This is a genomic window from Daejeonella sp., from assembly GCF_030695525.1.
Classification (GTDB): domain Bacteria; phylum Bacteroidota; class Bacteroidia; order Sphingobacteriales; family Sphingobacteriaceae; genus Daejeonella.
This window is the reverse complement of record NZ_JAUYSS010000027.1, coordinates 13,285-29,115: the sequence shown is the minus strand read 5'-3', so window position 1 is coordinate 29,115 and position 15,831 is coordinate 13,285. Positions and strand designations below refer to the sequence as shown.

At 40.0% G+C, this 15,831-nt stretch carries 8 protein-coding genes; all 8 read right to left on the bottom strand.

Annotation, left to right across the window (positions count from 1 at the left end; all coding sequences use genetic code 11):
• Positions 1–9: 9 nt before the first annotated feature.
• Positions 10–2,712, bottom strand: a complete 2,703-nt coding sequence (locus Q8S11_RS06225) for a c-type cytochrome (protein WP_305661216.1) — start codon at positions 2,710–2,712, stop codon at positions 10–12.
• A gap of 74 nt (positions 2,713–2,786) precedes the next feature.
• Complete coding sequence (locus Q8S11_RS06220; protein ID WP_305661215.1) at positions 2,787–3,941, bottom strand: VCBS repeat-containing protein; 1,155 nt, start codon at positions 3,939–3,941, stop codon at positions 2,787–2,789.
• Positions 3,942–4,239: 298 nt separating this feature from the next.
• Positions 4,240–5,661 (bottom strand): DUF1501 domain-containing protein, encoded by a 1,422-nt coding sequence (locus Q8S11_RS06215; protein WP_305661214.1) that lies wholly within the window; start codon positions 5,659–5,661, stop codon positions 4,240–4,242.
• A 12-nt stretch (positions 5,662–5,673) separates the two neighbouring features.
• Complete coding sequence (locus Q8S11_RS06210; protein WP_305661213.1) at positions 5,674–8,184, bottom strand: DUF1549 domain-containing protein; 2,511 nt, start codon at positions 8,182–8,184, stop codon at positions 5,674–5,676.
• 738 nt (positions 8,185–8,922) lie between these two features.
• Positions 8,923–9,861 (bottom strand): sugar ABC transporter substrate-binding protein, encoded by a 939-nt coding sequence (locus tag Q8S11_RS06205; protein WP_305661212.1) that lies wholly within the window; start codon positions 9,859–9,861, stop codon positions 8,923–8,925.
• 11 nt (positions 9,862–9,872) lie between these two features.
• Positions 9,873–10,811 (bottom strand): ABC transporter permease, encoded by a 939-nt coding sequence (locus Q8S11_RS06200; RefSeq protein WP_305661211.1) that lies wholly within the window; start codon positions 10,809–10,811, stop codon positions 9,873–9,875.
• Positions 10,798–12,288 carry a sugar ABC transporter ATP-binding protein gene (locus Q8S11_RS06195; protein WP_305661259.1) on the bottom strand — a complete coding sequence of 497 codons (1,491 nt, stop codon included), beginning with the start codon at positions 12,286–12,288 and terminating at the stop codon, positions 10,798–10,800. The genes Q8S11_RS06200 and Q8S11_RS06195 overlap by 14 nt, the downstream gene beginning before the upstream one ends.
• A 111-nt stretch (positions 12,289–12,399) precedes the next feature.
• Positions 12,400–15,555: a protein O-mannosyl-transferase family gene (locus Q8S11_RS06190; protein ID WP_305661210.1), complete on the bottom strand. Its 3,156-nt coding sequence runs from the start codon at positions 15,553–15,555 to the stop codon at positions 12,400–12,402.
• Positions 15,556–15,831 lie beyond the last annotated feature (276 nt).

The window sequence follows — 15,831 nt, the reverse complement described above, 5'->3', positions numbered from 1 at the left end:
CAGTATAAACTATTTAGTTTTAGGTTTGTATACCTGATGATCTTTATTTGATCCTGAAATCAGGTAAGCCATCAGGTCTTTTAATTCTTCTTTATTTAAGCCATTGACCATACCCGGATACATGGATGAAACATCAGAAATCCTGGTTCTTACTACATCACTCTTGATTACCTCACGTAGTGTTTGCGGAGCAAAAGGGTTTTGAGAAATATAATATTTTTCAGAATCCTCATTTTTCAGTCTTCCGGTTACCGAACCACCATCTTTCAAGTAAAAAGAAGTATAAGCATATTGATCAGATATCACTTTATTGGGCTCAAGGATTGACTCCAGGATATCGCGTGCCGAGAAACGGGTGCCTAATTGGGTCAGTGCCGGACCAACCGCACCGCCTTCGCCTTTCATATTGTGACATGAAAGACAGCGGGTTGCACTGAAGAGCATTTTACCTTGCTCAAAGTTTCTGTCGGTGGAGTCATTTTGAATAATTTCAAGTGCTTCATCCATTTTCCAGGTTCTACCCGGGCCTTTCGGACTACCTAAACTGGCCAGTTTCATGCCATTAGTTGTCAATAATTCATTGCCCGAAATCTTATTATAATAATCGAATTGGTCTTTCGGTATGTTAGCTAAAGCCATTTTACGTGCTTTGTCAATAAATCCGACGAAGCTGTTACCGCCACTATATCCAAAAGCTGTATAGTACCATTTGAAATATTTTTCCCTCAATTCTGTTGTCCAGCCATTTTTTGCTTCGCTCAAAGCCGTTACATAATAGATCTGCTGAGCAGGAGGGGTTTTAGCTAACATACCTGCTATATCCAGTCCGTACTGAGGATTTCGCAGAATCAGGTCTGAAGACTGCATAAAAGATTTTTGATCATCCACATCCTGTACGCCCCCATCAAGTAATGCCAGTGTTTTTTGAACTACTAAAGGGTCGTCAAGTGCAACCAGAACTTTGCTGAATGAGCGATTCAATTCATTGCTTTTTGCAGGATAGAATTGATTCAAATACCTGCTTAATTTAACTTTTTCAGCATCATAGGGTTTACCCATTCTCGAAATTATCAACTCATAGGCTCTTAAAACATCTATTTGCTGAGATTCAGGTAATTGATTGTAGTTTATATTCATTAATGCATTGATCATCCTGATTTGTAAACCTCTGTTTCCGGTTCTGGCCATCGCAATCATCGCCTGAGTAAGAATCTGAGGGTCTTTTTCTTTGAATGCTCTTTCCTGCCATTGGTAAAGAGGTTGATGCTCCATGACCATACGTGCAGCATAACGAATATACCGGTCCTTATTTTTCATATTTGGCCAGGCCATACCAATTGCTAATGCGTTTGGAGCACCATGAAATGATTCTAAGCGTCGTCTTAAATCACGTGCCTGAAGTATATCAGCCGGAGTATTTGTGATTAATGGATCATTGGGCAAAGTATTTTCGCCATAATAAACCCGGTATAGGTCCGAATCCAATTTCCGTCCACCTGTTAAAAAATACATGGCTCCATCGGGTCCGATTATACCATCTGTTAGGGGTAATGGTGCGCCAGAAATGAATTCTTCGGCTGTTGCTGTGTATGATGATCCGCTGGGGGTTAAATGAACGGCATAAATAATTCCGAAACTCCAGTCGAAAGCAAACAGTCCCCTGCGATATTTTTCTGGGAATCGGGCATTATTGCCACTGAACAGACTGGTAGGGGAACCCTGTCCGATATTTAATATTGCCGGCAGATTATCGGGGTAAGCAGGCGACCATTTACTGTTTCCGGTGCGCCACCCAAATTCGCTGCCACTAGTAGAATGACTGATGCGGGTTGGGCGGTACCAGGGCATTCCAAAATCCCATTCCATGTCAGCATCGTATACAAACATGTCACCAACTTCATTGAATGCGAGGTCAAATGCATTTCGGTAACCTGCACTGATTAATTCCCAGTTTGTTCCTTCCGGATTTATTTTAGCAACAAAACCACCCGGAGCATAACGATCATTGGCATGTCCGTTCGGATCTTTTATTAGAGGGAATAAATTATCTTCTTTCCAGGTTTCAGGTAAGCGATAGGCCTCCATTTTTGGAACATCCACATGGTTTCCGGCAATGAGATGAATTGATTTTTTATCAGGAGAGATGACCATACTGTGTGGCCCATGTTCGCCTCCGGGAGTAACCAGGTCTTTGAGTAAGGTAATCTGATCATACTGATCATCATTATCAGTGTCTTTAAGCCGGTAAAGACCACTATTCTTAGCCATGGAGGTATCACTTTTATGATTAACCATCACGTAAAGGCTATTGAATGCATAGAGCAAACCCTGAGCATAGCCCATTTTTATTTTGGCTTTGGAGGTATCTCCTTCAACTTTAATCTCCAGTTTTTCTACAATAACTTTTGATTTTACTGATTCAGTGCCAATTGGGGGAATTGTCAAACGGTATAAATAGCCGTACTGATCGCAGGCAATCATTCTGCCTTTATGATCGAAAGTCATCGCAACCCAGGAGCCATTTTTGTTTTCAGAAGGACTGTACAGATGTTCTGCCTTAAAATTGGGTAATAACTTAAGCTTCTCAACTTTAGGATCCAGCTCCCTGACTCTGTTTTTCTTAGTTTCTTCTACGTTGTCAATAAAAGAGATTCCTAAAAAAAAGACGATGGACAGCAATCCTGCCAGTTTTAAGTAGGTGTTACGTTTCATAATTTTATGTAGTGCTATTTTTAAAGTATTTTAAATATAAAATTGATTTTTGTGATGGAGCTGAATTTTTTTAATCAGGGTTTCTCATTAAAAAATACATATAAGCCATCTTTTCCTGCAACAACTATATCTTTTCTGCCGGTTTTATGCAAATCTGCAATGCTGAAAAAAATACCTGTACCCTTACCTTCACCAAATGGACCATAACTGATTATGTGTTTTGTAAATGATTCTCCGTTCCATTTAAAATAATAGAGTCCCGGCGACTCATTTCCGCCGGGATCTTTACCATTATGTGCACGATAACGTTTGCCGGTAATCAGTTCCATTTCTCCGTCATTATCAATGTCCTCCCATTCCATGGTGTGAAATTGTGAATGATAAGGATCAATGGGATGTTTAATAAATTTAACAGATTTTTCTTCCCTTTTTTGTTCGTACCAATAAAGACCATAGGAATGACCATGCCCTGCAATAAGGTCATTTAACCCATCTTTATTCACATCTGCAACAATTACAGGAATACTGGCATCTTTCAGATCAAAATCAGGATGGAGCTTCCAGGTTTTATTGTTTTTATCATTGGGTGCTTCAATCCAGCCTTCTGAAACAATAAAATCCCCTTTTCCATCTCCATTAATATCCCCAAAGCCCAAACCATGGCCATGCTTTTCAATAACCTGGGTTTTTATGAATTCCCCGAGTGCCTTATTGTTTTTATCCCGTTTCAAGGTGTAATAGATCAGCGGATGGCCGGGAGTATTAGGAACAATTTCATCAAAACCGTCTCCATCGATATCCCAAGCCCGAATCGTCTCAATATTACCGGTCTGTGCAATATCCAATAATGCCCACTCTTTTTCATTACCCGGGTTTTTACGCCAGCGAAGAGTTTTACTAAACCAACCACCTGTAATAAAATCTAGTTTTCCATCACCATCAACATCCATTGGTATGGTTGAAAAGTCATCATAATATTCACTTACCCGTTCCACCTGCCCTATGAAATGACGATTGAGAAATGATGGCCCTTCATACCAGTAACTTCCTGAAACGATATCTGGATTTTGGTCTCCATTCACATCAAAAACCCCTACAGACTCGGCACTTTCTGAGGCAATTAATTGTTTTCTGAATTTGAGTTCAGTACTTGTGTGGAAAGAGAGTAAGGGCAGAATAAATAAGCCAATAAAAACCTTTGAATAATGAAAAAATCCTGTGGAAGCCATCAAAAAAAATTATTCGTAATTATTGAATTGTATATTAAATATAGAATTAATCAGGACAATAATGTCATTGCCTGATATCAAACACAAATTAGATATTAAAATATTAAGGTCTGTCCTGAGCTGTCATGGCTGTGATTGAAATGGAGAATCACATAGTCAGGAAAACTTTTTTGTCTTCGACCCCGAAGGTGGTCGTATGTGAGAATTTCCAATTGTATCGTCCTAAAATAAGTTTACAGGTGGATTAATTTCATGATTTTCAACAGCTATTTACCTTGCAGATTTTAAAATCCTATTTTTAAGCAAAAAGTTCCATCTCTGCCTTACCTAAACCATCAGGTGTTGTATAGAAAGGTCTTTTCTCCACGATATAACTAGCGTCCTCAGCAATACCAAGTGCATGATAGATCGTTTGGTGAATTTCTTCAATCCGGATTGGTTTTTCAACGGTTTTGCATGGACGTTCGTCGGATGTTTTACCGTAAACATTACCTTTTTTAATTCCACCCCCAAACATTAAAATCGAACATCCATCGGTAAAATGTCTATGCATACCATAATTTTTAATATCATGTATGATATCAGGTTGATCGACCTGCTCCTGAACTTTGAGATCAGGCCGGCCTTCTACCATCATATCCCTGCTGAATTCACTTGCTAAAATAATCAGTGTGCGATCCAGGTGCCCTGATTTTTCAAGATCTATTACTAATTGTGCAACCGGACCATCGATTTGCTTCTTCATATCAATAAGGCGGGTATGTCCATTATCATGGGTATCCCAGCTTTTGAAGGGCTCATATTCTGTGGTTACACTGATGAAACGGGCACCCTGTTCTGTCAGGCGGCGAGCCATCAAACAACCTAAACCAAACTTCCCGGTATTGTAGATATCGTAACTTTCTTTAGGTTCTTTACTCAGGTCAAAAGCAGCAGCCTCAGGAGATTTTAAAAGCATATAGGCTTGCTCCATTGATCTTTTCAATGATTCTTTTTGATAATCACTGCCAAATTCACCCATAGCACCTTTATTGATCAGGTCATTATAAAGCTGATTTCTGGTTTCAAACCTTGTGGAAGACATTCCCACTGGAGGTCTAACGCTCTCTAGTCCTGCCGATGGATCCGGAATCAGGAACGGACCAAATTCACTTCCAAGAAATCCGGCCGTATGGAAAGCTTTTAATTCTTCACCTTCGCCTAAGGTAAAGCGCTGACCAATATCTATGAAAGCCGGGATAACCGGATTGACTGTTCCCAGTTCTTTTGCAATCCATGATCCGATGTGCGGCGCAGAAACAGATTGAGGCGGTTTATAACAGGTATGCCAGTGGTATTGGTGCCGGGAATGTAAAATATGCCCCATATCGCCTGCTACATACGATCGGATGACAGTACCTCTATCCATCACTTTTCCGATCGACTCAAGTCCTTTAGAAAATGAAACTCCATCAAGTATGGTGGGTACAGGTTTAAATGTGCTTAGCACATCATTCGCATTCATCCCTTTGCTGAAAGGGGTATATCGTTTAGGATCAAAGGTGTCTGTATGAGCCATTCCCCCTGCCATCCAGAGTAAAATCACCGTATCGGCTTTGGCATTTCTTCTATTATTGCAGGAGGATAACAGACTTGAAAGGGGGGCACCTGCAGCCAGTGCAGCAAGGGTGGCCGCACTGCTTTTCTTAATAAACTCCCTTCTGTTCCATTGATTATTCATGCTCAATACTTATTAATAGATAATTTGAAATTCGGGGAGCAGCATAATTGCCCAGAACAGGTCCTGAACAGCATCGGTTTGAGGTTTATCTCCCAATATTTTTATCGCAATTTTATATTCTTCTGAACGCACCTGACGGCCCAGTGCCTGCTTGTATATCTCTTTAATAATCAGATCCCCACTTTTATATTTCTGCTTCCATTTTTCTGCTCCTGTTTTGAGCATAGAGTTAAAACGTTCGCCGTTAGTCAATTCCAAAGCTTGTAAAAGATTGGCCTGTGATTCCCTGCTGGTTGAAACTGTTTCCCTGTTTGGCCTGCCCAATGCCGTCAGAAAGGGGTTGTTGACTACCAGTGAAGCGCGCGGGAAGAATTGAATATTCTGATCGTTGAATACTTTTGTTATAGGTCGGTACCTGACCATTGAATCAGGAAATATAGTGCCAAATAAGGCAGATCCTGCATCTGCAAACTGTTCAGCAGACATTCTTTTCCTCAGCATTCCTGAAAATTTGTATTCCTGCGAAACTATCTCATTTGGATCTTTGAACCCCACAGAAGGTAATTGATAGGTTTTGGAAGTAGTGATAAGATAGATCAGGTCCTTAATATTTGAATTATTCTGCTGAAAATTGAAAGCCATCCAATCAAGCATATCCTGATTCCAGGGTTCATTATCCATCATGTCCAATGGCTCGATAAAACCGCGACCCATTATCTGTGCCCAAATTCTGTTTACGAGGGTTCGGTACAAACGGCCGTTTTGAGGTTTGACCATGTTCTCTGCAAGCTGCGCCCTTTTAACTGAGACTTTTGCTTTATTATCAATGCTGCCCAGTTCTTTCCAGAGCATCCTGGCATCAGTGAATTTGCCCGTAGGTTTATCACAACGATTGATTTCAAGAGTGGTATCTGCAAAAATATTGGCGAAGGCATAGGCATCTTCCAGTTTCCAGTCGCTGATAAAACTGTTATGGCAGGATGCGCATTTCAGGTTTAGGCCTAAAAAAACCTGCGATACGTTTTGCGCTGCCTGCATTTCTGTCCGCTGGCTTGAATTCACAACTCCACGCCATTTTATCCCTTCAATAAATCCTTTGGAATTTTCGTCCGGACTAACAAGTTCTTTGACAAACTGATCGTAAGGTTTATTCGATTTGATGGATTGATAGAGCCAGTCGGTAATCGCATAGCGACCCTTTGTTATATATCCGGTTCCTGTGTAATCGTTCCGTAATGCATCATTCCAGAATGTAAGCCAATGCATGGCATAATCATCTTCACGATCCAATAGCTTTTTACTCCAGATTGCCCGTTTATCAGGTCTGGAATCTTTACTGAATTCATCGACTTCCTGCTGGCTGGGCAGCAGGCCGATGATATCCATAAATAACCTTCTTAAAAAGATTCTGTCATCGACTAATTTTGGCCAGGCTACTTTATTCTGTATAAAATATTGATTGGTCCAGCGGTCGACAGGATTAGTATAAATGCCTGAAGCCGGAGGTAATAACGGATTTCTTGGTGCGAGTTCCGCAACCTTAAAAACCTCATCCTTATCTGATCCATCAGGCCAGGGGGCACCTTTTTTAATCCAGAAATTAATGACAGCAATATCATTTGTTGTGAGTTTCTTCCCTTTGGAAGGCATTGCATCTTCATGATCTGAAGATAAACTTATACGTCTGAATAGTTCACTCTCATCGGTGTTTCCAGGTTTGATTACTTCGCCATTTTCGCCGCCTTTAAAAACAAAATCCTTGCGGTCGAGTCTTAACTCGCCTTTAACTTTCTCTTCACCATGACACTTATAGCAATTATGTGCAAATATGGCCCTGACTTTGAGGTTAAGTTCCTTTTCCTGGGCTTTGCTCAGAGTGTCTTTTTCACTGGTGTTTGAGTTGATATCAAAGCTGATATTTTCTACATTCTCATAATCATCGCTCCATGGCAGGGTACTCGAGAGGTAATCATCACCATGAGTTAATGAAGCACCTAAATGCCCGGCAAGTATGACCCCAATAACAGTAATAAATAAGGACAGGCGATAGGTTTTGATGTGCTGGGTTTGATCTTTCACTAAAACCCTTTGGTGCAGTACCCAGACAATAATTCCCAAAAAAGCAGTGCTGATACCCAACCATTGGTGTAAAATCAGATTCTCGCCATATTCAGCATTCCCTGACAGTAAGATTCCGAAAATGGCTGAGATCAGGGAAGAGATAATTCCGGCAATCAGAAGTATTTGAATGCCGGGGCGCAGTGGAGAGTTAAATTTTTTAAATGTACTAAGTTCAAGGATGGCTGTAAGCAGGAGCAGTGCAACCGGAAAATGAACTGCCAAGGGGTGAAGCCTTCCAAAAAATCTCAAAAACCAGAAGTTTTCCGGAGCAAGGGAGAGGATTGAATTGGCTGGAGCAAATTCATTATAAATCAGGTGAAGTAATAAGATTGAGAGGAGGGTAATGAATAGGGCAATGAGCTTATTATTTCCGAAAAAATTATTTTTAGCATTACTATTCATTGGCTCCTAAAAATGAATTGTTAAATAAATCTAATATTTATTCAGGAAACAATATAGTAAATTGCTTGACTTCAAGGTAGATTGCTAATGATTGTTCATCCCGATCATGTCACACCCTGAAATAGCTATAAAGATTTATCGAGTTTTACTGATTGGACTATACAAGTCAATTTTCTGTTTTTCCATCGTATTTTGATCAGTCCGGATAGAAGGCTGGCTTGTTCGGGTTTGAGCCGATTACAGCTGTCATGCGGCCTGACCTGGTTAGACCAACACCTCTATCGATCCGCTGTTGTGTTTCTACCAGGCTCTGCCGGGAACTGTATAGATAAAATTTTTGAAGCCAAATATTTTGATTTTGGAAAGCAATACCTGTGTGTTATAGTTTAGTTCAGCCCTTTCCTCCGGAGTATTTCCGGCAAGAAATCACGTTTTATTTCAAATTATCAACAGCCGGAAGATACCTCCTACGGCAAGGTTTATTTTACCCGGTGCTGTTTTTCATAGGGACGGGCAGCCTGGCAAAAGGACCATTTGCCATTTGAAATAAACCCGGGTGGCAGCTCTAGCTTTTTGCAATACTGAATTTCATGGTATCTATTAAATCTGTTGCAAAAATAAGGGCAGAACACGGGACTACCGGAACCGAAGATGCACCAACCCTGCTTTCTATAACAAGAGAAAATAGTTAATTTTTTAGTGCTTCGGCAAAATTTTATGTCGAACTTACGTTAATTACTAATTCAATTTCAGGTAGGGATCTACATCCCCTTTGGTAAGCAATTTGAATGGGATCAATAATTCCTTTTCAAATTGTTGACCTCTGGCAATCTTAAAAGCAGTTTCAATTGATCCGGCACCTTGTTTGCGGGCATCCTGAAAGACAGTGGCATCTAAATCACCTTTTTTGACTGCCTGTAGCGCATCGGCAATCGCATCTATACTAACTACAATCACCTTGTCTTTCATCCCGGCATCTTGCAATGCTTTTACTGCACCCAATCCCATTTCATCGTTATGGGCAAATACCGCATTGATTTTTGAACCATACGATTGAATCCAGTTTTGCATTAAGTCCATGCTTTTAGCTCTGTCCCATTCGGCAGTTTGCTGCGCAATCATAACAAGTCCCGGAAATTGCTCCATAATTTCTTTTGCACCCTGTTCTCTTTGAATTTGAGCAGCTTGTCCATTCAAACCCTGTATCATGACGATATTGCCTTTCCCTCCTAATTTTTCTGCAATAAATTTCATAGCAATTCTGCCCGATTCAACATCATTCGATCCTACAAATGCAGTAGGCTGAACCTTGGTAGCAGAGTTAACATTCACAATAGGAATGTTTGCATCCAATGCTTTAGTGACCGCTGGTGAGCTGGCTTCGAACTCGCATGGGTTCAGAATAATGACATCTACTTTTTGGGCAATAAAACTCTCGATCTGTTCAATTTGCTTTAAAGGCGAGCGTTCTGCATCCACAATAATCAATTCGGCACCTAGTTCTTCAGCTTTTTTTTGCATTTCATCACTGATATTTACAATGAACTCATTTTGCATACTCAGCATTGAAATGCCTATAACGATTTTCTCTGAATCATTTTTTTTATCACTCTCAGATTGATTGCATCCTGTAATGAATAAAAACAGAGTTAAAAATAGTAAGTATGTGTATTTCATTTTCTATATTTTTAAGAATTCGATTTATGGTTAAGGCTATCCAAAACCACTGCTCCAATGATGATAATTCCCATCACAACCTGCTGGTAATATGAGGTTACGTTTAATAAATCTAAGCTATTATTGATTACACCAATAAGTAAAACGCCGATCAGTGTTCCGGTCATACTGCCTTTTCCACCGGTGGTGCTGGTTCCGCCAATGACAACTGCTGCAATCGCGTCCAATTCAAAACCTGCCCCTGCATTTGGCTGCCCGGTAGTTATTCTTGATGTCAATAATATTCCTGCTAAACCAGCTAATAAACCTGAAATCGAATAGACTGCTATTTTAACCTGACTTACATTGATTCCTGATGCTCTGGCTGCCTGCTCATTACCTCCCACTGCATATACATACCGGCCTAAGATTGTTTTATTGAGTATCACTGAACATAATATGAACATGATTATCAGAATAATAATCAGGACGGGTATGCCTAAAATCTTGCCGCTACCGATAAAAACAAAGGAATCTGAAAGATTTGATACAGGGCGTCCATTACTTAAAATCAGGGCTAATCCACGGCCAATTGTCATGGTGCCCAGTGTGACGATAAAGGGGGCAATTTTACTTTTGGTAATTATAAATCCATTGAAAGCACCTATCAGCAGCCCGGCAAACAGACCAGCAAAAACCGGAACCAAAAGCGGATAGCTATCGGGGTGTGCCAGCATTGCAGCGCTTACACCTGCCACGGCAACTATAGATCCCAAAGAGAGGTCAATACCACCGGTAATGATTACGAAAGTCACTCCAAAGGCTAAAATGGCATTAATTGAAACTTGAGTGATGATTATCGTCCAGTTTGAAACAGTTAAGAACTGCGGGGATATAAATGAAATAATTAGGCAAATAATACTGAAGACGATTAAAATACCGTATTGCCTGAGCTTATTAATGTAATGCATACTGCATGATTTTTTCCTGACTTGCTTCTTTTTGTGTCAATATAGTTTTTTGCTTTCCTTTGGATAGAACAAGAATCCGGTTACTCATCCCCAAAATTTCAGGCAATTCGGAAGAGATCATAATTACTGCCAGTCCACCTTTAGTCAATTGCCTGATAAGTTTATAGATTTCATGTTTTGCTCCAATATCAATTCCTCTGGTAGGTTCATCCAGAATGATTAAAAATGGGGAAGCTAATAATACCCTTGCAATTACCACCTTTTGCTGATTCCCGCCACTTAAATTCATTACTTTTTGATTAAGACCTGAAGCTTTAATCTTTAGTTCCTGAGCTATTTTGCTGGTAGCTGTTTGTTCTTTTTTATTGTCAATAAACCATGCCTTTGAGTATTTTAATATACTCGAAAGACTAATGTTTTGCTTAACAGATAATTCCGGGATAAAGCCCAGAGTCTTTCGGTCTTCACTGACATATCCGATTCCTTCCCTGATTGCATCTTCTGGTGATCTTATGGTAAGTTTTTTGCCTTTTAAAATGATGTTGCCACTATTAATACGATCTAATCCAAAAATAGCTCTGGCTATTTCAGTCCTGCCTGCGCCCATTAAACCGGCTATGCCAAGGACTTCACCGGCATGAACCTCAAAGTTAATATCAGAAAATTTCCCTTTTTTATGGAGGTTTTGAACTTTCAGGACCACTTCAGGCTGGGCCAATGAGTTTGCAGAAAACAGTTCTTCTATTTCACGGCCTACCATCAGGGAGATTAAACTGTTTTTATCCAGATCTGCAGTGTTTTTTGTTGCAATAAATTTACCATCCCTCAATACGGTGATACGGTCAGCAATCTTGTAGATCTCTTCCATTTTGTGGGAAATATAGATTATGGATACACCTTTATTTTTTAAATCCCGAATGATTTTAAAAAGTATTTCAACCTCTTTCTCTGAAAGGGCAGAACTTGGCTCATCCATAATAATCACCCTTGCATTGTGGGAAACAGCTTTGGCTATCTCTATCAGTTGCATTTCGGCAATGCTGAGGTGTTTTGCTTTTGTCCGGACCTTAATGTTCAGCCCCATCGACTGCAACAGGTCCTCAGCTTTTTGATTTATAGCCTGATCATCAAGCAAATAAGCCCGCCCGATTTCCCTGCCTAAAAAGATGTTCTGGGCAACAGTCAGTTCAGGAACCATTAAGATTTCCTGATGTATCATTGAAATGCATTTTTGCATGATGGAATGAACATCCAAATTCTCAATTTGTTCAGAATTGAATGATATTGAGCCCGAATCTGCTTTTAGGAGTCCAATCAAGATTTTCATGAATGTTGACTTTCCGGCTCCATTTTCGCCCATAAGGGCATGCACTTCTCCCTTTTTAAGGTCGAAATGGATATTATCCAGGGCTTTTATACCAAAAAATGATTTGGAAAGACGGTTTACCCTGAGAATTTGCTCAGTAGCCGCATGCATTTTATTCAAACTCAGTCTTTTATTTGGATGAATGTACTAAAATGCAATTAACAAAAAAAAAATCCCCGCTAATTAAAGATAACGGGGATTTATTTCATTGAAATTAAAAATCTAGCGATCAGCACCCATAAATTTTGACTCAATTACTTTCATGCGATCCTGTAACTTCTTAAGGACTGCGGCCTGTTCATATTTTTCTGAAAGTTTTACCAGTTCACTCATCACATAAACACCAAGTTGTATTTCACGGGAATTAAGATTCTCTTTTGTTTTTGCAATAGCGGCCATATAATTCAACTGATCTTCAATGTACTCAGCCGTATTCAGAGTCAGCTCATTTGCTTTCGCGGGTTCTTTGAGTTTATAGAGCAAATCGGCCATATAGAATTTGCGGATCGTAAAATTCAGGGAATGATTTTTATCAGGGACTACCTCCATACATTTCAACAATAATTTTCTGGCTTCCTCGGTCCGGCCTTCTTTATAAAGATTCTCAGCCAGAATATTGAAATGGTTAATCATGGTATAGCTCATCCGCAATGATTCCGGGTCCAAATAGCCTGCATTTTTCATGTTACCCCATTTAAACTTTGTCATCAGGTTAGTATACATCTGATCAGAATTCGTTAGTTCGGGTTTTTCAGTTGCTGAATCAGCCTGAGCTTTTTTCAGTGGCAATAGACGGTAAGCAAAGCCTTCATTATACAGGAAATCCCCTAACCCAATATAGTTATCGTCGGGTACGGTAATTGCAAAATAAATTGGCCTTTTCCAATTATTATGAGCCAGAACATCGATCATTGCAAGCTCAGTTTTTGTGACATAATTCTTATTATATTTCCACTCCATAGCAGGGATGATCAAATCCCTTTTGTTTTCAGGCAATGTTTTGCTTGCAATAATATGATCAGGATCTATACTGATTTTAAAGTTTTTTGTAGGCAGGAAATTTTCCTTTGAACCATCCTGATAGGTTGCCTTATCGGCATCATTATCTGAGGTCATAATGTCAAATATGTCCTTTAACTCAACCGCACCGGCTGCATTATAATCCTGATAACCCATTACATCGCGAACACCCTGCACGAACTTTTCGTCAGGCATAGTGATAGGTAATGCATCAGCCTGATTCACTTTCTTCTTCATTTGCCGGATATACCAGTCGGTACCCAGCAAACTTAAATTGACTACTCTGACATCCGGTCTGATGTTTTCAACTTCCTGAACATACCAGAGCGGGTAAGTATCATTATCACCATATGTGAATAATATCGCATTTGGGGCACATGATTCAAGGTAATTGGCTGCCATGTCACGGGCTGTAAATTTAGAGGAGCGGTCATGGTCATTCCAGCCATCCTTTGCCATTAGAATAGGTGCGGCAAGTAATCCAATAAGTGTTGCAAGTAATGCGGCTGTCGGGGCTTTAAATCTTGGTTTGAAAAAATCTGCAATTCCGGCAACTCCCAGTCCGATCCAGATTGCAAAGGCATAAAATGAACCGGCATAGGCATAATCCCTTTCCCTGGGTTGAAGTGGATTTTGGTTTAAATAGAGAACAATAGCAATACCCGTGAAAAAGAACAGCAGACCTACAATTCCGGCATCTTTCTGGTTTCGTTTAAAATGCCAAAGTGCTCCAATGATTCCCATAATAAAAGGAAGAAAATAGAATCTGTTATAGGCATTGTTTTCAATCTGACTTTTAGGGAGTTCATATTGGCCGCCTAACAGCATATTGTCGATAAATTTTACTCCGGATAACCAATTCCCACGGGTATAATCACCATGACCCTGTTCATCATTCTGCCTGCCTACGAAATTCCAGGCGAAATAACGGGTATACATGAAACTGGTTTGATAACTGATAAGGAAGCCAAGGTTATGAAAAAATGTAGGCGATTGATCTGCTGCCATTCCCATCCAATCCCGGTAGAATCCAACATGCTGAGGATCATCGCTATACATTCTGGGCAGGAGTGTATTACGGTCGTATATACGCTCATATTTCTGACCTGCGTGTTCATATTTCTCTTTGCCCTTACGGTAAATAATATCCCCTTGTTTACTGTCAATAGGCTTTGAATCAAAATATTGACCGTACAGTAATGGGCGATCGCCATATTGTTCCCTGTTCACATAACTCAACAATGAGAATGCATTTGAAGCATCACTATTATTCAGGGTTGGATCTGCTTTCGCCCTGATCACGATCATGGCAAAGGAGCCATAGCCAAAAATGATAAAGACAACGGAGATTAGTGCCAGATTTAATACCCGCCTTTTGTCGCGGATTTTCAGGATATATTCCAGACCTGCAAGCAATATGGCTGCTACCAGAAGGCCTGAAATTCCGCCACCGAGGGTCATTAGTAATACAAAGGCCCCGACGGCAAGCATCAGGTTAAGTTTATTGCCATTGATGCTGTAGAGTATTCCTGAGGTCAGGCTGATTATAATCAGAAGGCCAAAAAATGCTACGCCAGATCCGAATCCAAGTCCGAGGGTATTGACAAAGAACAGATCTGAATAGGCTGCGAATTTGATGATATATTGTACAATTCCATATTGAATAAATGCCAGGATAAACATCCCCACAAGTAAGGCCAGTAGAGTGCCTGAAGAAGTTGGTGTTTTAGATCTTCTGAAATAATAAACCAGTGCAATAGCGGGGATCGCCAAAAGGTTTAATAAGTGCACACCAATTGAAAGCCCCATCACATAGGCAATAAAGATTAGCCATCGGTCTGAATTTGGTTCATCAGCATGCTGATCCCATTTTAAAATTGCCCAGAAAACGACGGCAGTACATAATGAAGATAAGGCATATACTTCGGCTTCAACGGCCGAAAACCAAAACGAATCAGAGAAGGTATAGGCCAGAGCGCCAACTAAACCGGAGCCCATAATACTGATCAGTCCCCATTTTGAAAGTTCCTTACCTTTTTCCAGGATAACTTTTTTTGCCAAAGCCGTAATAGTCCAGAAAAGAAAGAGGATCGTAGCAGCACTGGCCAGGGCAGAACACATATTTATCCAGAAAGCTACCCTGCTGGTATCACTACCGGCAATCAGGGAAAATACCTTTCCAAGCATTAAGAATAATGGAGCCCCTGGCTGATGCACTACCTGAAGCTTGTAAGCCGATGCAATAAATTCGCCTGAATCCCAGAAACTTGTAGTGGGTTCAAGAGTTAAGGTATAGACGGTTAAGGCTATTAAAAAACTTATCCAACCTAATAAATTATTGATTTTATTATACTCCATAGATTCAAGATCAAAAATTATGCTGCCGAAATTAGTGAAATTATTGTTAATTGATGCCTTTCATACTTGCTTTAACATTAATTAACTAGATGAGATAGGAGTATTGAGTATTGAGTATTGAGAACCAAGATTCAAGAACAAAGACAAAGAGGATTCATTTGAAATTAGCATTATGCAATAATTCTCAATTCTCCATTCTCAACTCTCAATTTATTTAAAGAAATACTTGTCTTCGTGGTTGAAAAAAAACAATTTTCATTTGCACGTTAAACTTTA

Coding starts and splice junctions, on each gene's coding strand:
- Q8S11_RS06215 (WP_305661214.1), bottom strand. CDS start 5,661: ATGAATAATCAATGGAACAGAAGGGAGTTTATTAAGAAAAGCAGTGCG.
- Q8S11_RS06205 (WP_305661212.1), bottom strand. CDS start 9,861: ATGAAATACACATACTTACTATTTTTAACTCTGTTTTTATTCATTACA.
- Q8S11_RS06210 (WP_305661213.1), bottom strand. CDS start 8,184: ATGAATAGTAATGCTAAAAATAATTTTTTCGGAAATAATAAGCTCATT.
- Q8S11_RS06200 (WP_305661211.1), bottom strand. CDS start 10,811: ATGCATTACATTAATAAGCTCAGGCAATACGGTATTTTAATCGTCTTC.
- Q8S11_RS06225 (WP_305661216.1), bottom strand. CDS start 2,712: ATGAAACGTAACACCTACTTAAAACTGGCAGGATTGCTGTCCATCGTC.
- Q8S11_RS06190 (WP_305661210.1), bottom strand. CDS start 15,555: ATGGAGTATAATAAAATCAATAATTTATTAGGTTGGATAAGTTTTTTA.
- Q8S11_RS06220 (WP_305661215.1), bottom strand. CDS start 3,941: ATGGCTTCCACAGGATTTTTTCATTATTCAAAGGTTTTTATTGGCTTA.
- Q8S11_RS06195 (WP_305661259.1), bottom strand. CDS start 12,288: ATGCATGCGGCTACTGAGCAAATTCTCAGGGTAAACCGTCTTTCCAAA.